Genomic DNA, 22,828 nt, shown 5'->3' on the forward strand with positions numbered 1-22,828 from the left:
TCTGTATTCGATGCCAGCTTAGGCATCACTAGCAGTATCGCTAGCAGCATCACCGACATCGCCAGCATCAATCGAATCATCTTCCGCGAGATCATCCTCGTCATCTGAATCGCTTTCAGCAATCCTCTGCAAGCCAGATAAACGAGTCCCCTCATCTACGTTGATGAGTGTGACACCTTGCGTTGAGCGACCCATCTCTCTGATTTCAGAGACACGCGTCCGCACTAAGACACCACCCGTAGTAATCAACATGATTTGATCTTCAGGAGAAACGAGAGCAGCAGCAACAACTTTGCCGTTACGCTCTGATGTCTGAATGGCGATCATGCCCTTAGTACCGCGACCATGACGGGTATATTCAGCGATTGGCGTCCGCTTGCCATAACCATTTTCAGTTGCAGTCAAGACGCTTCCAGGAGTCGCAATGGCTTCAGCATCTGCCACGCTAATCTGCGCGCCCTCTGCCACTTCCGCAGGAGCTACTAGCATTGCAATCACTTGCTGACCTTCACCTAAGTTCATACCGCGCACGCCTCGAGCAGTCCGACCCATTGGACGAACGTCATTCTCATCAAAGCGCACCGCCTTACCAGCATCAGAGAACAACATGACATCGTGTTGGCCATCAGTAATTGCTGCGCCCACCAAGAAATCGCCCTCATTCAAATCAACCGCAATAATGCCGGCCTTGCGTGGGTTAGAGAAGTCAGATAAACGGGTCTTCTTAACGGTACCTAAGCTGGTTGCCATAAAGACGTACTGATCATCCTGATAGCCTTTAATTGGCAGAATCACAGTGATCTTCTCGCCTTCAATCAGCGGGAACATATTGACGATGGGCTTACCTCTTGAGGTGCGACTACCTTGAGGTACTTCCCAGACTTTGAGCCAATACATGCGACCGCGATCAGAAAAACACAAAATTGTGTCGTGTGTATTTGCTACGAATAAAGTATCGATCCAGTCTTCATCTTTGGTTGCTGCAGCTTGCTTACCGCGACCACCGCGCTTCTGCGCACGATACTCACTGAGCGGCTGACTCTTCATATATCCAGTGTGTGAAAGAGTGACAACCATATCTTGCGGTGTAATGAGATCTTCAGTGAAGAGCTCAGTTGCATTCATCTCAATAAATGAGCGACGACCGTTGTCACTACCCGCGATGCCGAACTCGGCTTGCACTTCTTTCAATTCGCTTTCGATGACCTGAGTGACTCGCTCTGATTTAGCCAATAAGTCGAGCAAGTCAGCAATCTCAGACATGACGTCTTTGTACTCAGAAACAATCTTGTCTTGCTCTAAGCCAGTCAAACGTTGCAAACGCATTTGCAGAATTTCTTGTGCTTGGCTATCAGATAAGCGATAGAGGCCACTGCTCTGCATGCCGTATTCAGGCAAGAGGCCATCAGGCCGATAAGCATTACGACCGCCTGGGGTATCTGTCTCTGCACGCGCCAACATCTCACGCACCATCGAGGAATCCCAATTCTTGCCCATCAACTCTGTCTTTGCTTCCACCGGGTTGGCAGCAGCCTTGATGATCGCAATGAATTCATCAATGTTTGCTAATGCGACAGCTAAGCCCTCGAGCACATGACCACGCTCTCGCGCTTTACGAAGTTCAAAAATCGTGCGACGGGTAACGACTTCACGACGATGCTGCAAGAAATACTCCAACATCTGCTTCAAGTTCAACAGGCGTGGCTGGTTATCAACCAAGGCCACCATGTTCATACCGAAGTTATCTTGTAACTGCGTACTCTTATATAAATTATTCAGAACAACTTCAGGTACTTCGCCACGCTTGAGCTCAATCACAACGCGCATTCCAGATTTGTCGGACTCATCCCGCAAATCAGAAATACCTTCGACTTTTTTCTCATTCACTAACTCAGCAATGCGCTCGAGCAAGTTCTTCTTATTGACTTGATAAGGCAACTCATCAACGATGATGGCTTGACGCGAACCCTTATCAATATCTTCAAAGTGGGTCTTCGCACGCATGACAACGCGCCCGCGACCGGTGCGATAACCCTCACGTACACCTTGAACACCATAAATAATTCCGGCAGTAGGGAAATCTGGCGCTGGGATGATCTCAATCAACTCATCAATGGTGCAATCCGGGTTGTGCAAGACGTGTAAACAGGCCTGAACCACCTCATCCAAGTTATGAGGGGGGATATTGGTTGCCATACCTACCGCAATGCCTGAGCTGCCGTTAATGAGCAAATTGGGCACTTTGGCCGGCAGAATCAGGGGCTCGCGCTCGCTACCGTCGTAATTTGGCCCAAAATCGACCGTTTCCTTATCCAAATCAGCCAATAGGTCATGGGCGATTTTGCGCAAGCGGATCTCGGTATACCGCATCGCAGCAGCGTTATCCCCGTCCACGGAGCCAAAGTTACCCTGGCCGTCAACTAACATATAGCGTAGAGAGAAATCTTGGGCCATCCGGACAATGGTGTCATACACCGCAGAATCGCCATGGGGATGGTATTTACCGATTACATCGCCAACTATACGGGCAGATTTTTTGTAAGCACGGTTCCAATCGTTGTTTAATTCATACATCGCAAATAAGACCCGGCGGTGTACTGGCTTGAGGCCATCACGCACGTCTGGCAAGGCTCTGCCGACAATGACGCTCATAGCGTAGTCCAAATAGGACCGCCGCATTTCGTCTTCTAGGGATATTGGTAGTGTTTCTTTAGCGGCTTGTTCCATTTAGAAATAATATCATTTTGATGACGGAAGACCCCTATGCTAAGATTCTGTCAGTTTGTACGAAATTGAGATGTGTCGCTTTGCGGTGTTTTTGCTTCAAAGTAGGGCGAATTACATTTAAGTTTGACTTTAATTAAAAAGAGATTTTTGAGGACTAAAAATGAACAAAACCCTAAAACTGTTGCTCGCTTCTGTTATTACCGTTTCTGCAACCGCAGCAATGGCATCTGATAACTGGCAAAACGGCGACGGCTCCCTGAACTGGAAAAACGGCGACGGTACATTGTGCTGGCGTGATAACAACTGGACACCTGCAACTGCAGCTAAAGGTTGCGATGGCGCATTGCAAGAAGGCCATTCCGCTGCTGGCGTTAGCCAAAGCAAGATCACTTTGCAAGCTGATACCCTCTATGATTTCAACAAGTCTGACTTGAAACCTGAAGGTAAGGCTACTTTGGACAAGATCGCTGCTGATCTCTCCAAGATTAAGTTGGAAGTCATCATCGCTGTTGGTAACACAGATAGCGTTGGTACAGATGCATACAACATGGCCCTCGGTCAGCGTCGTGCGCAGTCTGTTAAGACTTACCTCGTAAGCAAGGGTGTTGACGCAAGCCGCATCTACACAGAATCCAAAGGCAAGAGCAATCCAGTTGCAAGCAATGCAACTGCTGAAGGCCGCGCTAAGAACCGCCGCACCGACATCGAAGTTGTTGGTACAGCTAAGTAATCTGCTTCAAACCTAAAAAAGCCCGGTTCTGCCGGGCTTTTTTATTTCCGCTATATTCGTAACATGAACGTTGATCAATCTGAAATCGCTAAATTTAGCGCCCTAGCCCATCGCTGGTGGGACCCCAATAGTGAATTTAAGCCCTTGCATGCAATTAATCCGTTGCGCCTGGATTGGATTCAATCCTTCGGCAGTTTGGCGGGAAAGAAAGTGTTAGATGTTGGCTGTGGCGGCGGAATCCTGGCGGAATCTATGGCGCAGTCTGGGGCTGATACCACCGGCATTGACCTCTCTGAAAAAGCGCTCAAAGTTGCTGAATTACATGCCCTCGAGGTTGGCGCCAAACTCAGCTATCGCGCCATCTCAGCAGAGGCGCTGTCCAGTGAAAATGCTGGTCAATATGATGTTGTGACCTGCATGGAGATGCTTGAGCATGTGCCGGATCCCGCATCGGTCGTCAGGGCCTGCGCCACACTAGCCAAGCCTGGCGGCACCCTTTTCTTCAGCACCTTGAATCGCAATCCCAAATCCTATTTATTTGCCATCCTCGGGGCGGAATACCTACTTCGCTTGCTCCCCAAAGGGACTCACGAATACGCTAAATTCATCAAGCCATCTGAGTTGATTGCCTTTACTCGTGAGGCAGAATTAGAACTGCTCGGAATGAAAGGGATGAGCTACAACCCACTTACCCAAGTCTATTCGCTAGGGAGCGATATGGATGTCAATTACATGATTGCTGTTCGCAAATGCAATTGATGCAAAGCCCTTATCAGGGGGTCTTTTTTGACTTGGATGGCACCCTAGCAGATACCGCACCTGATTTAGTTGCCGCCGCAAATCAATTACTCATTGCCCGCAAGCAGGCTGCACTGCCATATGAACTATTACGCCCTCGAGCCTCTGCAGGCGCCCGCGGTCTCATCGCAGGTGCTTTTGGGATAGACCCGGAGCATCCCGACTTCAATCTCTTGCGAGATGAATTTTTTACCAACTATGAAAATGCCCTACTAGTAAATAGTGTTTTATTCGAAGGCATTGATGAGTTACTCAACCAACTTGATCAAGCTAATCTACCGTGGGGCATTGTGACCAATAAGTCGGAACGCTTTACGCATCCCCTGACTGAACAGATGGGCTTGCGTCAGCGAGCAGCGTCAACGGTATCAGGCGACACTACTCCTCATGCCAAACCCCATCCCGCCCCCATCCTGCATGCTGCCAAGCTAGCCAAGATTGATCCGACTAAAGGACTCTATGTCGGCGATGATATTCGGGATGTTGTGGCAGGCAAGGCAGCCGGCATGAAGACTGTAGCTGCAGCCTATGGTTACTGCGGCTGCGCAGAACCCCCCGAAACTTGGGGAGCAGACTTTTTAGTTAAAACCCCACATGAATTATTTGAAATCATCTTTCCAGCTCACTCATAGGACTTTAGTAAAAGTAACGAGCTTTTTTAGGCGGTCCGCCTTAAAATAGACCCTCTTATGCATTAACTCCGGGGTCGACATGGTTTCGACGTGGATTACAAAGCATCAAGGGCATACCGAGGACCCGTTATCTCGTAAATCAATGGGAATGTAATAACTGCTAACGACGAACGTTACGCACTAGCCGCTTAATTGCGGTTGCCCCTGAACTGATTCTCTCTTGGGTCAGCTAGCGAAAGCTAGATCAGGGTCATTTACAAGAGATAAGACTATCTCGTGTCACGTGGGATAGTACGAAAACTTAGTGAATCGTCAACGAGGAACGTGTCAGTCCGTGCCTAGTTGGTTAAATTAAATGATATGACTAAGTATGTAGAACTTGTTGTGGAGGATTTGCGGACGCGGGTTCGATTCCCGCCGACTCCACCATTTAAAGCAAACCCCTCTGAAGCTAGAGGGGTTTGTCTTTTGCTCTCGATCTTTTTTAGTTTACGCTTTACTTTAAAGAGAGTCGCCACAGCGATGTCACTTCTTTGCTGCGAGCAGTATGCAATGCATCTGCTTGATCAAACACTTTTTGATGATGCGGCCTTGTATCTATTCGATGGATGACTTTCATTCCGGCCTCATCAAACCAAAGCTCTAACTCTCTCCGACTACGTAATCCTAAATGTTCGGCTAGATCAGACAAGACTAACCAAGCCTCCCCTTCAGGCAACAAATGATCTTTGAGTTGCGATAAGAATCCTTTGAGCATTTGACTGTTGGGATCGTAGACCGCGCCCTCTATTGATGAACTCGGCCTAGCGGGCAGCCAAGGAGGATTACAAACAATCAGCGCCGCCTTACTGGGGGGGAATACGCCCGTCTTGAGTAACTCAATCTGCCCAGCAAACTCTGATCGATCGATATTATCTTTTGCGCAATCCAGTGCTCTTGGATCCAAATCTGTCGCAATGATCTTTACTACACCTCTGCTTGCTAGTATGATGGATAAGATCCCGGTTCCCACGCCAATATCGAAGGCAATCGCGTTTTTACTCAGCGCTTTAGGTAAAGGTGCCTGGTTTACTAAATCAATATATTCACCCCGTATTGGTGAAAACACACCATAGTGAGGATGGATATAAAACGCTTTCTCTGCGCTCAAGGCAGGAATGAGAACACCTTTCTTTCGCCATTCATGTGCGCCCACCACACCCAACAACTCACGCAATGAGACTAAGTAAGAAGACTGAGTATTGCCATAAGCCTCTTGGCAAGCCTGGGCAATATCGGGCGCCCGCCTCAAATGAATGTGGTGATCGGCATTACATTCAATCAGGAGCATACCTAAAATACGAGCTCGTTGAGATTGCGCCAGACGATGCAAATTAAAAAGATCAAGCGGGCCTTGATTAGGCTCTTTTTTGACCCGCTGTGATTTTTTAGAAGGCTTATCCAGCCTGCGGGCTAGTGCTTGTAAAAGCTGACGGGCATTCTGAAAATCTCCGCGCCATAGAATGGCGGTCCCCTCGCAAGCCATTCGATAAGCAGCATCTGCAGTCAGAGTGTCATCGCCAATCACCAATTTTTGGTGAGGTCGAATCCCATTTTCGGAGCGCCAAAAGGCAGAGTGGCTAACACCATCCTCTTCCCAGCTGATGGATTGATCGGGGCTCAAGGGTGGAGTCAGTGATCTTCGGGGGTAACGTCTAAAGCGATCAGAAAGCGCGAGACCATGTTGTAGGCAGCAATCACGCTCACTAACTCAACTACTGCAGTATTTCCCAGCTCTACATGTAAGCGCTTCATTAACTCTGGATCAACTTTGATATTGCGAGTCATCTGCAAGGTGAGCTCAGCAGCATCTTGCTCAATTGGACTAAATAATGGTTTCGGGAAACTTGCTTGTCCCAACAAACGGAGCGCATCCACTTGCTCTTGTGTCCCACCAGCCGCTTTGAAGGGTGGCGCATGATGAATGAATTCGTATTCAGCGCCATTCAAAACAGCTACTCCACACATCCCAAGTTCACGTAACTTGGGATCCAAGGAAAGGTGATTGCGGATTGCCCCGATGTAATGATTCCAGCCCTCAGCAATCGGCACACTATGCAAGAGCATGCGATCTAAATTAATAAACTTTCCACCGCGTCGTTTCCGAATGGCAGCAACCAATTCTGCAGGTTCAGACAAATCCATCGGCTGGTAGTCAATTAGTCGCTGAGAGCGTTCCTTACTCATTGGCTTTATCACTCAAATAATTTATTGGGTTTCTTTAATATTGTTCTCAATAACAAACTTACCCCAGATTGCAATTTGTTTGCCAACGAAATCACCTAATACCTCAGGGCTACCACCCACGATTTGAATACCCTGGGCTTTAAACTTATCAGACACCGCAGGATTCTTGAGAGCCTTGTTGAGCGCTACATTCATCGCTTTCACAATCGCAGGTGGTGTCTTGCCTGGAGCTAACAAACCCCACCAAGCAGGCGCATTGAAGCCCGGAAAACCACTTTCAGCAACCGTTGGAACATTAGGTAATTCAGGAGAGCGCTTGGCGGTTGTAATCACTAATGGCACAACTCCGCCGTTTTCAATATGGGGCATTACCAAGAATTGGGAACCAACACCCAAAGGTACCTGACCGCCTAAGACGTCTTGCATTAAAGGGCCGCCGCCACGGTACGGTACGTGGATCCAATCAAAACCTGCCGTTTTGGCTAAACGGGCCATGGCCAAATGTCCAAGACTACCAATCCCAATTGAGCCATAACTAAATTTCTTGCCTGCTTTTGACTCTTCAACCAATTGCTTGAAACTCTTGATCCCTGATTGTTTGCTGGCCACAAGGACCATTGGGGAAGTTCCAATCAAGCCAACGGGAGCAATATCTTTAATCGTGTCATAGGGGAGCTTATCTTTGAGACTGGGATTGACGCCGTGAGTATCAAAGACCACCGCGAAGGTATAACCATCTGGTTCTGCCCGAGTCATTGCGGAAGTTCCAATGACGCCAGATGCACCACCCACGTTATCTACGATAACGCTCTGCTTCAATTCTGCCTGAAGCGCTGGCGCCAAAATACGAGCCACCTGGTCAACTGACCCCCCTGCTGGGAACACTGCAATTAAACGGATTGGCTTCTGGGTAGGCCAAGTACCAACCCCAGGATCTGCAGCTAGCACGAGGCTGCTCATACCGCACAAAATAAGGCCCATCGATAGGGCTCGAGTGATTTGATTAAATAGGTGTCTCATGACAGGTCTCCTCCACTTAAGGACATAAGATTACCACTCCCAGAGCTCCTTGTTTGATAATAGGGGGTGTAGCAGAGACTAAAGCCATGAAACCCATTCTGAACATTGCCGCCTATTTATTTGTCAGCCTCGATGAGCTCGACGCGTTACGCGCGCTCATGCTTCAGGAGTGTAATGAGCGACATTTAAAAGGGACCATTTTGCTGACTGGTGAGGGCATCAATCTATTTCTTGCTGGTGCAGAGCTAGAGATGAGTGGCTTCTTAAAATGGCTACGTAGCGACTCCCGCTTTGCTGCTATCGAGGCAAAAGAGAGCTGGTCAGATGAGCAGCCCTTTAAAAAAATGCTGATCAAACTCAAAAGCGAGATTATTCGCATGAATCACCCGAGCATTCAGCCAGAAAAGGGTCGAGCTAATTTTATTGCCCCCCAGAAATTAAAAGAATGGCTAGATCGTGGTACTGATGATTTGGGACGGCCAGTCGTCATGCTCGATACGCGGAATGCATTCGAAATTGACTACGGCACTTTTGAAAATGCCCTGCACTTCAATATTGAAAAGTTCACCGAATTTCCAGAGGCGATTACGAAACACAAAGAAGAATTGCTAGACAAAACGATAGTGAGTTTCTGTACTGGTGGCATTCGCTGCGAGAAATCTGGCTTGTATATGCGTGAGATCGGCATGGAGCACACCTACCAGTTGGAAGGTGGAATTCTGAAATACTTTGAAGAAGTTGGTGCAGCCCATTACGAGGGGTCCTGCTTTGTGTTTGATGAACGTGAGGCACTCGAGCCGAGTTTGGACATCATTCCACCCGAGCACTCAATTCGTAAAAAAATTCAAGCTGGCTAATTCATAGACTCACTACGCCGACTTACCCACCAAATCAAAGTGCTCTACCACTGGTGGTTTCAGAAAAAATGGCCCCACAATCGAGCGCCACTCCGTGAAGGCAGGAGATCCCCGAAAGTCTACGGTGTGATTCTCGAGAGTGTCCCAATAGTTCATGAGTAAATAGCGGCCTGGGCTTTCCTGGCTGTGATTCACTTTAAAGCCTTGAAACCCCTTAGCCTTCGAAATCACGGTGTGGATACCCCGCAAAATAGCCTCTTCAAACTCTTTTTGCTGACTTGGATCAATTTCAATATCGGCGACTTCCAAAATCATGGCGATTCCCTTATTGATGTGAGACTAAATAGTAGAATTCCTACACAACAACATATTAATCCAAACCTAAGGATGCGAGACATGTCTAAATATTGCAATCGGCTGCTGCCGATTTTTTTGTCCTCATTAGCACTGGCGAGTAGCTCACTATTTTTCAGCCCTGTCGCGCATAGTCAAAGTGCTTACCCCACAAAACCGATTCGACTGATTGCGCCAGTATCTGCTGGCGGCGGATTAGATAATATTGCCAGGGCAGTCGCAGAACGCTTATCCAAGAATTTGGGGCAAAGCGTCATTGTTGATAACCTTTCTGGCGGTGGTGGTGCGATCGCAGCCATTACCACCGCAAAAGCCAATCCAGATGGTTACACCTTGATGATTGCCTATGTTGGAACACACGGTACAAACCCAGCAGTTCGCAAGCTAAATTACGATGCGATTAAGGACTTCAGCCCAATCGGCATGATTGGAGCAACCCCCAATGTCCTCATCATTAATCCTCAGGTGCCTGCAAAAACACTGAGTGAATTTATTGCCTATGCAAAAAAGAATCCATCTAAGCTCAGCTATGGCAGCTCCGGTCCAGGCACGCTGACCCATTTATCTATGGAAGAATTCAAGATGTCTACTGGGATCTTTATGGTCCACATCCCTTATCGCGGCATTGCGCCCGCCTTTACTGACTTAATCGGCGGTCAAACTGATGCCATGTTCCCAGGCTTGTTTGCAGCACTGCCCTATATTAAAACCGATCGGGTACGCCCCCTAGCCGTCAGCGGCCTCAAACGCAGTCCAGCGGACCCCTCGATCCCAACCTTTAAAGAATTAGGCTATCCCGGCTTTGAAGGTCAGCAATGGTATGGCATTGCGGGTCCTGCGAATATGCCGCCAGCAATCATTGCTAAATTAAATGCCGAGCTCAATAAAGCATTGGCTAGTCCTGAGTTTGCAGACAAAATGTCTGCTGAGGCAATGACTTTAATGCCAATGTCTCCTCAGCAATTTGGCTCTTATATTAAAGATGACATTGCACGCTGGAGCAAGGTAGCCAAAGACCGTCACATCGAAATCGAATAATCATCCCACTCTTTATTTTTTAGGAATTCTTATGTCACAAGTTATCGCCGCCGCAGCCGATTTGAATGCTCCACCAGTCACCAAAACCCTAGCGGAGTTTGTCAGCACTCACCCATCTCAAGGATGGTCTGCAGAGGTTGAGCATGAGGCTCACCGTACTTTTTTAAATTGGTTAGGTTGCGCAATTGGTGCAGCCCAGCACGAGAGCGTTACATCTTCGCTGGCAGCTGTTCAAGAGTTTCAACCAGCGCCTCAAGCCTCCATCCTGGGGCGCAAAGAGCGCGTGGATATGGGTGGCGCTGCTTTGGTGAATGGCATTAGCTCACATACTTTCGACTTTGATGACACACACCTCAAGACCGTCATTCATCCAGCTGGTCCAGTAGCCTCTGCCATCTTGGCGCTTGGTGAACACATCAATACCAATGGTCGTCAAATCATTGATGCGATGGTTCTCGGTATCGATGTGGAATGTCGAGTGGGTAATGCGATGTATCCCGATCACTACCATCGTGGCTGGCATATTACTGGCTCAACTGGCATGCTTGGTTCAGCAGCAGCATGTGCACGTATTTTGGGTTTAGACACTCATAAAACCATCATGGCTTTAGGTATTGCCGCCTCACAACCGATTGGTATGCGCGAGCAATTTGGAACGATGACTAAACCCTTTCATCCTGGTGCAGCCGCACGCGCAGGACAAATGTCAGCCCTCTTAGCGAAACACGGCTTTACCGCAAGCTTACGTGCATTAGAGGCTGGTCGAGGATATATGCAAACTGTTTCCACCAAAAATGATTGGTCAGAAATTGATCGCGACCTCGGCAAGTCTTTTGAAATCTCACTCAATACCTACAAACCCTTCGCTTGCGGTATTGTGATTCATCCTGCAATTGATGCTTGCGCACAATTGCGTGCCCAAGGAGTTAAAGCGGATGATGTAGAGCGGATTGAGCTGCGTGTTCACCCACTCGTGCTTGAACTTACCGGCAAGAAAACCCCAAAAACGGGTTTAGAAGGAAAATTCAGCGTCTATCACGGCTGTGCAATGGGTCTCATGTTTGGCCAAGCCGGTGAAGGTGAATATGACGATGACCTCGTCAATAGGGCTGACGTTGTAGCACTGAGAGCAAAAGTCAATGCCACTACTGATACCAATATTAGCGAAGCCTCTGTTGATGTCACGGCGATTCTGAAGGACGGCAAAGAAGTTCATGTCTTTGTAAAGAATGCCATTGGCTCTGTTGAAAACCCCATGAGCGACGCTAACCTTGAGCAAAAATTTACCAGTCTGGCTGAACCAATTATTGGTAAACAAAAAACGGTTCAATTGATTTCAGCGCTTTGGAATCTCAGCAAAGCCACCGATCTCAAACAAATCATTCAACTCTCTACACCAGATTAAAGCAATGACTGAAACTACCAAACCGACCATTGTGATTCTGGGTGACTACGAAAAAGCCTTACGTCGTTTCTCATCCTGGGATCAACTTGACCAACGTGCGAGCCTCACCATTCATCACGAGCCTTTGCGAGATGAAGCCTTATATGAGGCAGTAAAAGATGCAGATGCGATAGCGATCGTGCGTGACCGCTCGCCCTTCAATGAGGCAATGATTGCGCGTTTACCAAAACTCAAGTTTCTGATGTTTACCGGGGAGCGCAATGGCACACTCGAGGCAGCGGCATTAGTAAAAAGAAATATCCCTATGGCATGCACCCATGGAGGCCCATCAAAAGAGACCACTGCTGAGCTCACATGGGCCGTCATCTTGGGCGCCTCTAAGCGCTTAATTGAACAAAATCATTTAATCGCCACAGGGGGCTGGAGAGATTCTTTATCGCTCGTTCCGATGCTATCAGGCGAGCGTCTTGGCATTATGGGTTTAGGTGCAATTGGTAGTCGAGTAGCAAGAGTAGGCGCAGCATTCGGCATGGAGGTAGTCACCTGGAGTCCACGCATGACACCAGAAAGAGCTGCAGCAGAAAATGCGAAGTCAGTTAGCTTGGAAGAATTGCTCAGCACCTCCAAAGTGGTTACGATGCATTTGGTTGCTGGTCCAGGCACGAAAGGCCTCATTAGCGCAGAACAATTAGCACTAATGCGCCCAGATTCAATCTTGGTTAACACCTCGCGTGCGGCACTCATTAATATGGCCGATCTGCAAAAAGCATTAGTCGCTGGCAGGCCAGGACAAGCTGCGGTAGATGTCTTCGATCTCGAGCCACTTCCTCAACATGATCCCCTCCGCAATACCCCCAACTTACTGGTCACACCCCATTTGGGTTTTATTGCAGAGCCGATTTTTGAGACTTTCTCCAAAGGCATCACTGAAACTTTAGAAGCTTGGTTAGATCAGAAGCCAGTACCCATGCCCTTCAAGCCACAATAATTTTTAATCCCCTTGAAAACCCTCACGCCCCTCCAACTTTTTATCGGCTTTTCGAGGATCGGTCTGTCGGGGTTTGGGGGAGTGCTGCCTTGGGCAAGACGCACCATTGTGGAAGAGGAAAAGTGGCTCAGCTCTGAAGAATTTAGTGCCATGCTCGGCATCTGCCAAATTGTTCCAGGCCCGAATGTGACGAATTTAGCGGTTTGTGTGGGTTCCAGATTTTGCGGGGTAACTGGGGCAATCGCTGCCGTTTTAGGCCTCTCTCTCGGGCCAATTTGTATCGTCATCTTATTGGCCTTACTCTATAACCACTTTCGTGATTTAGAGTCTGTGCGTGGCATCTTAAGAGGCATCTCTGCAGTAGGGGTCGGATTGATTGCCTCTACCGGATTTAAGATGCTCAAAGACGAATTCCACTATCCGCCCAGTTTGCTGGTAGTCGTTGTGGTGATGATTGCAGCAAGCTTTTTTCACCTCGGTTTAGGTTGGGTTGTATTACTAGCATCACCAGTAGCATTTTTCTTAGCGTGGCATAAAGCAAAAAGATAATGTCAACGCTGATCACCCTGTTCCTGAAGTTTTCGGCCTTCTCTCTGATTGCCTTTGGGGGAGTCAATGCCCTGCTTCCCGTCTTACTGGAACTAGCTGTACATCAAGAGCATTGGTTAGATCTGCAAACCTTCTCGGATTACTTTGCAATTGCTCAGGCCGCTCCCGGCCCCAATTTTATGACGGTTACCCTCATTGGGTGGCATGTGAGCGGATTGCTGGGCGCATTTATGGCCACCTTTGCCATTATTTGGCCTGCTGGGATTTTGGTGTTCTTCTTGCAACGCTTTATCTTGAAGATGCAAGATCCCATGAAGAAGAAGGTGGTGCAATATGCCGCTGCTACTTTGGCGATTGGTTTAGTGCTCTCTTCGGCTCTCGAAATCGCCTTACAGATTAATCATGACTTGATGGCCTACCTATTAAGTGGACTCACCATTGCGATTGTTTTATTGACACGCTGGCATCCCTTGTATCTGATTGCTCTAGGCGCACTACTCGGCGGGCTTGGTTTTATCTAGAAAATAAGGCCTGAAAAGTCATAATGCCGAGGAAGGTCAGTGTCAAGGAGCCTACCAAATGAATGACTGCTGTTCCGAGCGCCCAAGTGAACTCACCACGCTGCATAAAGCCAACTACTTCGGCAGAGAAACTGGAGAATGTCGTTAGGCCGCCCAGAAAACCCGTAACGACTAATAGGCGCCACTCAGGAGAGAGGCTTGGGTTATTGCCAAAAAAGGCAACCGCTAAACCAATCAGGTAGCCGCCGAGCATGTTCGACAGCAGAGTGCCCATCGGAATCACTGAAGGTGAATTAATCGTCCAAAAGTTAAAGCCCGCTCTGAGCAAAGCACCAAAGCCAGCACCAACGAAGATTGCGCAAACGGATAGCCACATAATTGGTCTATTGTAAATAAAAGCTGAGCATACTAATTGAACTCATTTCAATACCATCTACTAGGAGCTCAACCCGCTCTCCTTTGGCCTGTAATGCGAGGGTATAGAGTGCGGGCCAATAGTGCTCTGAGCTTGGAATAGATAAGTGCGCAGCCTCGCCAAATTGCTCCCATTCAATTAACTGCTGATGCTGATTGGCCTGGATTTGAGAAATGAAAAACTGATTAAAGGATTCTGCCCAAGGATAAGGTTTTGCATCACTCTGCCAGTCGATCGTGCGCAAATTATGAACTACGTTACCACTGCCAATAATGAGAATATTTTCATCACGCAAAATTTGTAGCTGCTTTGCCAAATCGTAATGTGCTTGTGCGTTCATTGCGCCGTTCAGACTAAGCTGCACAACTGGAACATCTGCCTTGGGAAAAAGATATTTCAGAACAGACCAAGCACCATGATCGATACCCCATTCATGCTCTTCAAGAACTACTGGCATGCTGAGTAATTCTTGGATACGGTCTGCTAATGCTGGACTACCAGGAGCGGGATACTGAATCTTGAAAAGCGCCTCTGGAAAGCCACCAAAGTCATGAATAGTTTTGGGCGCAGACATCGCCGTCACCCAAATACCTCTGGTTACCCAATGCGCTGAAATCATCAAAATCGCATCGGGTCGTTTAAGCGACTTACCTAAATTGGCCCAAGCATCGGTATAACGATTGGGCTCAAGGGCATACATTGGACTACCATGACCCACAAAGATTGCAGGCTGACGGTGAGTCATATGAGGAATCTAAATGCTACTTTTAACCGAAAACGTAGCCGATATGGGCGGCAACCAGAGCAAATAAAATCGCCAAGCTAGTAGCGATTGCCAACATCACCACCAGGGTGATGATCTTTTTATTGATCACTTCTTTGGGTTCGTTTTGCCATTCATTCATACCAAATCCTTAGTAAATACAGTATTAATGGATTAATTATCCACTATCGGCCCCGACCAGCCTTACGCATCATCCCCTTACCCCCACCAAAACCAGCCTGAGGGCGTCCGCCGCCAGCTTGTGGGCCCTTGGAGGGCTGAGGACGCAAGGCAGGCTTAGCGACCACAACGGGCTTAGCAGGCACTTTTGCTACGGGTTTTTTATCATCAGTCACAATGGTCTCCTATCGATATCATATTGCCATGATTACTGACTATTCTATCCAAGCTATCGCAATTAATGCGATTCCCTTAATTTTTGCCATTACGATCCATGAAGCTGCGCACGGCTATGCCGCCCGCTACTTCGGTGATAACACCGCCTACGTCCTCGGACGAGTCAGCCTGAACCCAGCAAAACATATTGACCCAATAGGCACTGTTTTAGTCCCTTTAATGCTCATCTTGGCTGGCTCACCCTTCTTGGTAGGCTATGCCAAGCCAGTACCAGTCCGCTTTGACCGCCTACGTCACCCCAAAACAGACTCAATTTGGGTAGCCCTGGCAGGACCAGGAGCAAACTTGATTCAGGCCATTATCTGGGCCATGGCTTGGGTGGTGATTCAGGGGCTCGGTATTCAGGAAGCCTTTCTGACAGGCATGGCTCAAGCAGGAGTGATGTGGAATATCGGCCTTCTCGTGTTTAACCTATTTCCGCTTCCACCCTTAGATGGCGGTCGCATTCTGTCAGGCCTACTCCCCACCCGTCAATCCCTAGCTTTCGATCGATTAGAGCGCTGGGGATTCTTTATTGTTTTGGCTCTGGTATTCACGGGCATTATTGGCGAACTGTGGATGCAGCCTCTCAGTAATCTATTCTTGCGTCTGATTGATCTCCTGATGACACCTTTGCGGATGATTTTCTAATTGAACTCGATGTCGCCTAGCAAGGGCTTTAAAACCATCCTGCTGTATCGCGTTGGCAATACCCTGAGCTACCAAATCATGATGGTTGCGGTGGGATGGCACCTCTATGAAATCACTCATAGTGTCGTCTCCTTAGGCTTGGTTGGTCTTGCTGAGCTTGTACCCTACTTTGTATTCGCCCTGTACTCGGGGCATGCAGTTGATCACTACTCTCGAAAAAAGATTGCTGCTGTAGCGTGTTGCATTCACATGAGTGTGGCTTTGTTTCTTACAGCAATTGCATTGGGTTGGTTAAGCCCTCCGGTCCCCCTGATCTACACCGCAGTGGCTTTGATTGGAGTTGGCCGCGCTGTGATGAGACCCGCCTACCAAGCTTTATTTGGACAAGTCATTCCACGTGAACATTTAGCTCGCTATACAGCCTATGCCTCTTCTGCGTTTCAGATCTGTGTCGTAGCCGGCCCTGGATTAGGTGGACTATTAATTGGTTTTGCTGGGCTTGAGTGGACCTATCTTGTAGCGGCTATTGCCGGCGCAATTGGTTTGTATGGTGTCAGCTTAATTAAGGTTAAACAAGAAAATACCGGTAATCTTTCCGGAAACTTTTTGAAGAGTTTTCTGGAAGGCTTTCATTATGTGAAGGGGCATGAGCTCATTCTCAGCACTATGGCCTTGGATATGTTTGCCGTTTTATTTGGTGGCGCAGTTTCGATATTGCCTGCTTTTGTTAAAGAAGTTTTACATGCTGGGCCTGAGATTTTGGGCATCTTGCGTGCTGCGCCTGCAGCGGGTGCGGTCATCACTGGAATTTATTTAGCAAGCAGGCCTCTCGTGATGGATTCAGGAAAATATTTACTGCTTGCTGTCGCTGGATTTGGTTTGGCCATCATTGCTTTTGGTCTCTCCAATAGCTTGTGGGTCTGCGCATTTTTCCTATTTATTTCAGGATGCTGTGACTCAGTCTCCGTGGTCATTCGTGGCAGCATTATTCAGCTCACCACCCCAGATCATATGCGCGGCAGAATTGGCGCAATTAACGGGATCTTCATTGGGTCCTCTAATGAGCTGGGGGCTTTAGAGTCTGGAATCGCTGCAAGCTTGATGGGCCTAGTTCCCTCTATCATCTTCGGCGGAATTGCCACTATTGCCGTAGTCATGATTACCTCCAAACTAGCCCCACAATTACGTAAATTGCATATTCGGGATCTTTCCTAAGACAAGGAATTTAGAAGTATGATTTATCCCATTCAATTTCATCTGACACCCTATCTCTGATTTGGAGCACCTATGACCTTTACCCTCCACCCCTCCAGCTTGCCTGCAGTGTTATCACCAGTCCTGACTCCTTTTATGGCCGATGGCAATGTCGATCATCAGCGCCTGTTAAAGCACTGTCAGTGGCTAGCAAGTAATGGTGTTGGCCACGCATTATTTGGGACCAACTCTGAGGCAAACTCGATGTCGGCTCGTCAAAAAATGGAGGCGTTAACCAAGCTGATTGAAGGGGGTATAGATCCTGCCCACATTATGAGTGGTACCGGTGCCACTTCTATCGATGCCGCAGTCAGCATGACGAATCATGCACTAGCACATCATTGCGCTGCCGTCCTCATGATTCCGCCGTTCTATTACAAAGATGTTTCGGATGATGGATTGTTTGCGTATTTTTCTGAAGTGATTCAAAAGGTTGGCAACTCTGCTTTACAACTGTATTTTTATAACATTCCTGCCGTCACCAAAGTCACATTGAGTCTCTCTTTACTAGATCGCTTGGTAAGGACCTATCCAAAAACCATCGTAGGTATGAAAGATAGTTCCGGAGACTGGGCTTATACAGAATCCGTGATTAAGCTCTTGGCGCCCCATGGCTTTAGAGTCTATGCCGGTAATGAAGCTTTCTTATTGCGCACCATGAAAACAGGTGGCGCTGGTTGCATCTCTGCGACTGTAAATATGAATCCAAAGGCAATAGCCACACTTGCTGCAAATTGGCAAGACGGTAATGCTGCCGAGCAGCAAGCTGCCTTAGATCGAGTTCGCTCTGTATTTGATAAGTACCAAATGATTGCTGGCATGAAAACAGCGCTCGCCTTTTTTAGCAAAGATCCTGATTGGCTTCGGGTACGTCCGCCACTCATGCAATTGAGTGCAGATCAGCAAGGGCAATTGATGAGTGAATTAAAAGCGATTCATTTTGACATGCCAGGTCTGTAATTTAGCGCTCGCCTAACAAATAGTTTCTACTAGCTTTAGTAGATAATGGTGTTGTGAAAAAAATTGCACTTTATAGGCCCCGTTTTCAGCGGCTGAAGATCATTAGCATTGCTCTGCTAATTGCACTGCAGATCCCAGGCTTTGAGCTCATCGCCCACGCCAGTGCACAAAGCAACCAAAATAATAAAACTGTGCAAATTCGTAAACGTGCAGGCTCTCAAAATACACGGTCTGTCGGACTGAAGGATAGCGCCACTTCTAAATCGAATAGCCTAAGCCCTAGCCTCATTGACGATAGTTCGACCCAAAACTTTGCCGGTGATGCTGCTGATAATTTGGACTATCGTGTTACTAGGGGTTGCTTGCGTCGCAGTCTTAACGACGATAATTTACCTGCGAGCATAGGTATAGAAGACCGCGCTTTCTCTGAGTTTTTTAGGAATCAAACTAGAAGCTTTTTTGATCATATGCGAGGTAATTGCGTTCCTTATGCAGTTGCCCTTGGTAAACGTAATCGCTTTGAATCGCTGAGCGTCATGAATGGTCCTGTACAGGACAATAAGACCGAAGTTTGGACCTTTACGCCATCTGCTGTTGGGGGATTTTTGATTCAGCAAGACTACCTCAAGGATGAGTCGAAGCGCTTTGTGGAAATTCAAATTCCTTTGCGAAATGTTTTATACGACCCCAATAAAGTCAGTGACAAACTACCAGTCGAGCTAGTCTGGGATCTGAATGCATTAATTAAGCAAATTTATCCCGAGACAAGCAATGCCCTTGAAAATACCGATAGCGTGGTCAGGCTGATCATCGACTTTGGCGATCGAGAGCGCTGGGCACAAATTTGGGCCGCTGAAATCATCAATCCCGCCAACGGTGAAGTCTATGCAAGCGCCTACTGGTTAGACCGAGGCGACATTCCCGGGGGCTTCTTTACTGCAAGTGGTGAACCTCTTGAGCATTCGTTCTGGACCAATCCACTGAGCTATCGCCGCATCTCACGTGGTGTCGGCATGGTACCCGCAGGCAGAAGAAAAAGCGCCAAACCTACTGCCGCGAATACGAAAGCTGCTGTTGCAGCTGCCGCTAACTCTGAGCCTAAGCCTGGCTCAAGCAAGCAACGTTATCGGCCACATATGGGTATTGACTATGCGGCGCCGATTGGAACACCCGTCTTCAGCGTGGCTACTGGCAAAGTCATTCAACTCGGTTTTAGTGGCGCCTTTGGTAATCTCATCATTCTTGAGCACCCCGGAAGCTACCGTACCTACTATGCCCATCTCAGTAGCTTCAACCCAGAACTCGAGTTAGGCAATGAGGTCCGTCGTGGCTTTGAGATTGGCACTGTTGGCATTACCGGAAGATCAACTGGACCTCACCTACACTTTGAGTTACGCAAAGATGGAGTCTATGTCGACCCCTATAGCGCAAAGACCCAACTGAATCTCTGGCTCATGCGCGATATCGATAGCGGTCAACTCACCCGAGAAATTCTTTTACTCGGTAGCGTACTGAAAAACTAATCTTGCTAGATTAGCCCAGCACTAGCACTGGCAGTTTGGTATGCACAATGACATCATGCGTTTCGCTACCAAGCAATACGCCCGAAATTCCGGTGCGCTTATGTGAAGCCATCACAATCACGTCGGCTTTCGCCTTTTTAGCAGCATCCAAAATACCCTGAGCCAGAGAAATATCGAGAGCATGAATGGTGTTCACTTTAATTCCAGCGCCCAATTGGGTCTGCGCTTGCTTGAATACATTTTTTGCATAAGCTTCGCAAGCTTGCTTATGCTCTTTGGTGGTAATCATGTACCCCATAGTGCTATCTGAGTAAGCTAAGGGCGGAGTTGGGTCGGAAACATAAACCAAGGTCACCGCAGCGCCATCGGATTTGGCTAATTGAGCAACTTTCTTGAGAGATTTTTTGCTGATCTCTGAACCGTCTACTGGAACCAATAATTGCTTAAACATATTACCCCCTAGTTTACTCACTTTCGTGAAGTTGGCACTTTTTCTAATTCCATCATAATGCTATTTATCGATTCAAACCCTCACAAAGGTAACTTAAATGCTCAAGTATTTTTTACTCTATCTTGCGTTTCTCGTATCACTCGTTTCAATCGACTTGGTATGGCTATTAGGAATCGCTAAAAACCTCTATCGAGATGAAATGGGTAGCCTAATGGCAACGGAGCCCAAACTCTGGGCCGGGCTAGCTTTTTATGTTTTATACGCTCTTGGGGCCTGTATTTTTGTAGTCATTCCTGCGATATCGAAGCAATCCTTATCGAATGCCCTGCTTTATGGCGCCCTCTTCGGCTTTTTTTGCTACATGACCTATGACTTAACCAATCTGGCCGTTATTCGGGACTTCCCAACTCGCTTAGCCTTCATTGATATTGCTTGGGGTAGCTTGGTCACTGCGGCAGTATCCGGTCTGATTTATAAGCTAGCGGAGTGGGCAAAATAAAGCGCATACCCCGCTTCAAATGGGCCGACTAGCCCAGCCTCTGCGTCGCTCATACAGAACAAACAGCACACCCCACATCACAATCGAAGCATAAGCCCAAATCCATGCATGGGGTGAGCTTCTTGATCCGCTCACATCTAGTACAAAACCAAAAATGGCTGGACCGAGTAAACCGCCCCCAAATCCCATTAGGGAATGAAGTCCCATTGCGGCACCCTTAATGTCTGCTCGGGCACTTATCACTAAACCAGCGGTTAGGGTCGCCGAATCGGCCATAATAAAAATGGCATGTGCAACAGCCAGCATCACGATCAGCCACCAACTTTGACCCGTTGAAGCTGCCAGCGATATTCCGAGCACAGCACTAATCAGCATCACCATACAGACCCATTTTTGGCGTCCGATACGCAATGCAATCTCATTTCCCAAAATGGATGCGGGTACCGCAAAGAAATTGACGATCCCTGCTAGGGTGGTAGCCGCGATGAGAAAGTTGTGTCCCGCATCAGCTGCACAAAAACCAAAAAAGGCTACCAACCAACTACGCGAGGCAAAGAGCTCTAAAGTGTGTGCGGTATAACCCAAAATAAATCCTGCAGCATTGCGATCTTGTAAAACCAACTTCCACTTCGCCACAGGAAAAATATCCTGTAATCGTAAATGAATAGGCCCATGCCACTGAGCAGATGCCAAGGGCGGAATACAACAGAACACAATCGCTGTTGCAGCTAGCGGCGCTAAGGCAATCCACGCAAACACTGCATGCCAGCCGTAGGCCGAATTAATCCAACCAGAGCACAAATAAGAAAGTCCAGTACCTATTCCAAAAAAAGCGGTATAGAAGGCGATGTGTCTGGTGAGTTCACCACCTTGAATGCGATCAGATAGAATTTTTAAACCAGGCATATAGGTCGCTGCGAGTCCCGCCCCATTCAATGCCATCCAAAAGAGTGCAGTAAAAAAATCGTTAGCGAAGAAAGCCATACCGAATAGGCCGCAACTTGCTAATATGCCACCACAAAAATACACCTTACGCGCATCGATGCGATCTGTCAGTGCCGTAGCGAGCGGGACAGCCAGCATATAGCCAAAGAAAAAGGCGCTTGCAATCAAGCCGGATTGCAGATTACTGAGATGCCACTCCTCTTGCAAGGGAGTGAGGACTACTGCGTAGCAAGCAAAACCGAGTAAAGCGCAGACCTGCGCTAAGAGCATAAAGGGGGTGTAAGCTACAGAACTGATGCGCACAAAAATGAACTGTTTTTACTGCTGGGCCTGCTGAGGAGAATCCTGGAACCCATTTGAACGATAAGTCAACACTAAAGTATCGCGATGGCCATGCGCAGCCAGCGGCTGAATCGGAGTTGATTCATGAATCATTTTTTCATCATTCATTAGCAACAGAGACCAAGGCTGCAATAACGTAAAACGTAGGCCAGCAGAACCATTTGCCTCAAAGATACGGGTTTCACCACCCTTAATACCCACTCGATTCAATAAGAACACTGCGACAAAATCAACTCCATCGCGATGCGCACCCTCAGGTGTTGGACGACCAATTCCATCAGTGGTATCAATCCGAAATTGGTGCGCCTCTACAAACCAGGTTTTAACTGGCTTCAAACCACTTAATGTCTTTGCAATGCCTAGCAAAATTGACTGCCATGCAGCAGACTTCGCTAAATCAGCTTCAATAGGCTCAAACCATCTCTCAATTCCACCATGAAGCGCGTTATAAGTGACTGACTGCCAGTGAGCGCGATGTGGAACCCTCTCTATCTGCTCACCAGTGATTTCATAACTGGCATGACGGCGATAGCGATAGCGACCACCATCCTTTAAATAGGGATCTCTGGGCATCTCATCCCAAAAGTGATTAAGGGCATTGAGCTCAATCGCGTCAACATGACATAACTCAGACACCGTTTCGGCTGAGATCACGGCATATCCATTCGTTTTGAGCGACTGGACAATCTCCTGGCGTGGAGTTAATAAGGGAGCTAATGACATTGTCCTATTTTAGGCTAATGCGCTAACGATGGTAGCTTCTAAACGCTAAAATGGGGGCTAA

Annotated in this window: 26 protein-coding genes and 1 other RNA gene; 15 read left to right on the forward strand and 12 right to left on the reverse strand. The window is 47.8% G+C overall.

The window, feature by feature from the left end:
* Positions 1 to 18: 18 nt before the first annotated feature.
* Complete coding sequence (gene gyrA / locus AOC06_RS06590) at positions 19 to 2,727, reverse strand: DNA gyrase subunit A (protein WP_215379631.1); 2,709 nt, start codon at positions 2,725 to 2,727, stop codon at positions 19 to 21.
* 160 nt (positions 2,728 to 2,887) lie between these two features.
* Here gyrA and ompA point away from each other — a divergent pair, with 160 nt between their 5' ends.
* From ompA to ssrA, 4 genes are all read left to right on the forward strand, one after another.
* The gene (ompA, locus tag AOC06_RS06595) at positions 2,888 to 3,457 is read left to right on the forward strand and encodes an outer membrane protein OmpA (protein ID WP_215285482.1); all 570 of its coding nucleotides are present in this window, start codon (positions 2,888 to 2,890) and stop codon (positions 3,455 to 3,457) included.
* Positions 3,458 to 3,520: 63 nt separating this feature from the next.
* On the forward strand, positions 3,521 to 4,216 hold the full coding sequence (ubiG, locus tag AOC06_RS06600; protein ID WP_215379634.1) for a bifunctional 2-polyprenyl-6-hydroxyphenol methylase/3-demethylubiquinol 3-O-methyltransferase UbiG: 696 nt from the start codon (positions 3,521 to 3,523) through the stop codon (positions 4,214 to 4,216).
* Positions 4,216 to 4,887 carry an HAD family hydrolase gene (locus AOC06_RS06605; protein ID WP_439650701.1) on the forward strand — a complete coding sequence of 224 codons (672 nt, stop codon included), beginning with the start codon at positions 4,216 to 4,218 and terminating at the stop codon, positions 4,885 to 4,887. The genes ubiG and AOC06_RS06605 overlap by 1 nt, the downstream gene beginning before the upstream one ends.
* 70 nt (positions 4,888 to 4,957) lie before the next feature.
* Positions 4,958 to 5,316, forward strand: a transfer-messenger RNA (tmRNA) gene (gene ssrA, locus AOC06_RS06610).
* 67 nt (positions 5,317 to 5,383) lie between these two features.
* On the opposite strand, the gene AOC06_RS06615 is transcribed toward ssrA, so the two are convergent.
* Genes AOC06_RS06615 through AOC06_RS06625 form a run of 3 tightly spaced genes read right to left on the reverse strand, consistent with a single transcriptional unit; the run spans position 5,384 to position 8,133 of the window.
* On the reverse strand, positions 5,384 to 6,550 hold the full coding sequence (locus AOC06_RS06615; RefSeq protein ID WP_215285485.1) for a 50S ribosomal protein L11 methyltransferase: 1,167 nt from the start codon (positions 6,548 to 6,550) through the stop codon (positions 5,384 to 5,386).
* An 8-nt stretch (positions 6,551 to 6,558) separates the two neighbouring features.
* On the reverse strand, positions 6,559 to 7,113 hold the full coding sequence (locus AOC06_RS06620) for a carboxymuconolactone decarboxylase family protein (RefSeq protein ID WP_215285486.1): 555 nt from the start codon (positions 7,111 to 7,113) through the stop codon (positions 6,559 to 6,561).
* Between the two features lie 21 nt (positions 7,114 to 7,134).
* Entirely contained in the window at positions 7,135 to 8,133 is a 999-nt protein-coding gene (locus AOC06_RS06625; protein ID WP_215335974.1) for a tripartite tricarboxylate transporter substrate binding protein, read from the reverse strand.
* Between the two features lie 86 nt (positions 8,134 to 8,219).
* On the opposite strand from AOC06_RS06625, the gene AOC06_RS06630 reads away from it, so the two are divergent.
* Complete coding sequence (locus AOC06_RS06630; protein ID WP_215379639.1) at positions 8,220 to 8,990, forward strand: sulfurtransferase; 771 nt, start codon at positions 8,220 to 8,222, stop codon at positions 8,988 to 8,990.
* Between the two features lie 12 nt (positions 8,991 to 9,002).
* Here the strand turns inward: AOC06_RS06630 and AOC06_RS06635 are convergent, their stop codons facing one another.
* The gene (locus AOC06_RS06635) at positions 9,003 to 9,305 is read right to left on the reverse strand and encodes an antibiotic biosynthesis monooxygenase family protein (protein ID WP_215379642.1); all 303 of its coding nucleotides are present in this window, start codon (positions 9,303 to 9,305) and stop codon (positions 9,003 to 9,005) included.
* A gap of 81 nt (positions 9,306 to 9,386) precedes the next feature.
* Between AOC06_RS06635 and AOC06_RS06640 the strand changes: the two genes are divergently transcribed.
* The 5 genes from AOC06_RS06640 to AOC06_RS06660 are packed head-to-tail and all read left to right on the forward strand — an operon-like array spanning position 9,387 to position 13,845.
* The gene (locus AOC06_RS06640) at positions 9,387 to 10,382 is read left to right on the forward strand and encodes a Bug family tripartite tricarboxylate transporter substrate binding protein (RefSeq protein WP_215379645.1); all 996 of its coding nucleotides are present in this window, start codon (positions 9,387 to 9,389) and stop codon (positions 10,380 to 10,382) included.
* Positions 10,383 to 10,413: 31 nt separating this feature from the next.
* Entirely contained in the window at positions 10,414 to 11,787 is a 1,374-nt protein-coding gene (locus AOC06_RS06645; protein WP_215379647.1) for an MmgE/PrpD family protein, read from the forward strand.
* 4 nt (positions 11,788 to 11,791) lie between these two features.
* Positions 11,792 to 12,775 (forward strand): D-2-hydroxyacid dehydrogenase family protein, encoded by a 984-nt coding sequence (locus AOC06_RS06650; RefSeq protein WP_215379648.1) that lies wholly within the window; start codon positions 11,792 to 11,794, stop codon positions 12,773 to 12,775.
* A 12-nt stretch (positions 12,776 to 12,787) separates the two neighbouring features.
* Complete coding sequence (locus tag AOC06_RS06655) at positions 12,788 to 13,324, forward strand: chromate transporter (RefSeq protein WP_215379650.1); 537 nt, start codon at positions 12,788 to 12,790, stop codon at positions 13,322 to 13,324.
* On the forward strand, positions 13,324 to 13,845 hold the full coding sequence (locus AOC06_RS06660) for a chromate transporter (protein WP_215379652.1): 522 nt from the start codon (positions 13,324 to 13,326) through the stop codon (positions 13,843 to 13,845). The genes AOC06_RS06655 and AOC06_RS06660 overlap by 1 nt, the downstream gene beginning before the upstream one ends.
* Here AOC06_RS06660 and crcB read toward each other — a convergent pair.
* The 4 genes from crcB to AOC06_RS06680 are packed head-to-tail and all read right to left on the reverse strand — an operon-like array spanning position 13,838 to position 15,379.
* Positions 13,838 to 14,221 carry a fluoride efflux transporter CrcB gene (gene crcB, locus AOC06_RS06665; protein ID WP_215379653.1) on the reverse strand — a complete coding sequence of 128 codons (384 nt, stop codon included), beginning with the start codon at positions 14,219 to 14,221 and terminating at the stop codon, positions 13,838 to 13,840. The two genes, AOC06_RS06660 and crcB, sit on opposite strands and share 8 nt — an antisense overlap.
* 7 nt (positions 14,222 to 14,228) lie before the next feature.
* A complete protein-coding gene (ygiD, locus tag AOC06_RS06670; RefSeq protein ID WP_215379655.1) occupies positions 14,229 to 15,005 on the reverse strand; it encodes a 4,5-DOPA-extradiol-dioxygenase in 777 nt (258 codons plus the stop codon).
* A gap of 22 nt (positions 15,006 to 15,027) precedes the next feature.
* On the reverse strand, positions 15,028 to 15,165 hold the full coding sequence (locus AOC06_RS06675) for a hypothetical protein (protein WP_215335991.1): 138 nt from the start codon (positions 15,163 to 15,165) through the stop codon (positions 15,028 to 15,030).
* A gap of 43 nt (positions 15,166 to 15,208) precedes the next feature.
* Complete coding sequence (locus AOC06_RS06680) at positions 15,209 to 15,379, reverse strand: hypothetical protein (protein WP_215379657.1); 171 nt, start codon at positions 15,377 to 15,379, stop codon at positions 15,209 to 15,211.
* A gap of 28 nt (positions 15,380 to 15,407) precedes the next feature.
* Here AOC06_RS06680 and AOC06_RS06685 point away from each other — a divergent pair, with 28 nt between their 5' ends.
* The 4 genes from AOC06_RS06685 to AOC06_RS06700 all read left to right on the forward strand — a co-directional run bounded on the left by AOC06_RS06685 (position 15,408) and on the right by AOC06_RS06700 (position 19,807).
* On the forward strand, positions 15,408 to 16,070 hold the full coding sequence (locus AOC06_RS06685) for a site-2 protease family protein (RefSeq protein WP_215337929.1): 663 nt from the start codon (positions 15,408 to 15,410) through the stop codon (positions 16,068 to 16,070).
* Positions 16,071 to 16,079: 9 nt separating this feature from the next.
* Positions 16,080 to 17,285 carry an MFS transporter gene (locus AOC06_RS06690; RefSeq protein ID WP_215379660.1) on the forward strand — a complete coding sequence of 402 codons (1,206 nt, stop codon included), beginning with the start codon at positions 16,080 to 16,082 and terminating at the stop codon, positions 17,283 to 17,285.
* A 72-nt stretch (positions 17,286 to 17,357) separates the two neighbouring features.
* Positions 17,358 to 18,284 (forward strand): dihydrodipicolinate synthase family protein, encoded by a 927-nt coding sequence (locus tag AOC06_RS06695; protein ID WP_215379663.1) that lies wholly within the window; start codon positions 17,358 to 17,360, stop codon positions 18,282 to 18,284.
* Positions 18,285 to 18,337: 53 nt separating this feature from the next.
* Positions 18,338 to 19,807, forward strand: coding sequence for a M23 family metallopeptidase (locus AOC06_RS06700; protein ID WP_255879912.1), 1,470 nt, complete (start codon positions 18,338 to 18,340; stop codon positions 19,805 to 19,807).
* A gap of 10 nt (positions 19,808 to 19,817) precedes the next feature.
* On the opposite strand, the gene AOC06_RS06705 is transcribed toward AOC06_RS06700, so the two are convergent.
* Positions 19,818 to 20,258, reverse strand: a complete 441-nt coding sequence (locus AOC06_RS06705) for a universal stress protein (protein WP_215337923.1) — start codon at positions 20,256 to 20,258, stop codon at positions 19,818 to 19,820.
* 97 nt (positions 20,259 to 20,355) lie between these two features.
* On the opposite strand from AOC06_RS06705, the gene AOC06_RS06710 reads away from it, so the two are divergent.
* Complete coding sequence (locus AOC06_RS06710; RefSeq protein ID WP_215379666.1) at positions 20,356 to 20,757, forward strand: DUF2177 family protein; 402 nt, start codon at positions 20,356 to 20,358, stop codon at positions 20,755 to 20,757.
* Positions 20,758 to 20,772: 15 nt separating this feature from the next.
* Here the strand turns inward: AOC06_RS06710 and AOC06_RS06715 are convergent, their stop codons facing one another.
* Positions 20,773 to 21,972 carry an MFS transporter gene (locus AOC06_RS06715; RefSeq protein ID WP_255879914.1) on the reverse strand — a complete coding sequence of 400 codons (1,200 nt, stop codon included), beginning with the start codon at positions 21,970 to 21,972 and terminating at the stop codon, positions 20,773 to 20,775.
* Between the two features lie 48 nt (positions 21,973 to 22,020).
* Positions 22,021 to 22,767 (reverse strand): 2OG-Fe dioxygenase family protein, encoded by a 747-nt coding sequence (locus tag AOC06_RS06720; RefSeq protein WP_215379670.1) that lies wholly within the window; start codon positions 22,765 to 22,767, stop codon positions 22,021 to 22,023.
* Positions 22,768 to 22,828 lie beyond the last annotated feature (61 nt).

This window comes from Polynucleobacter paludilacus, from assembly GCF_018687595.1.
Lineage (GTDB): Bacteria > Pseudomonadota > Gammaproteobacteria > Burkholderiales > Burkholderiaceae > Polynucleobacter > Polynucleobacter paludilacus.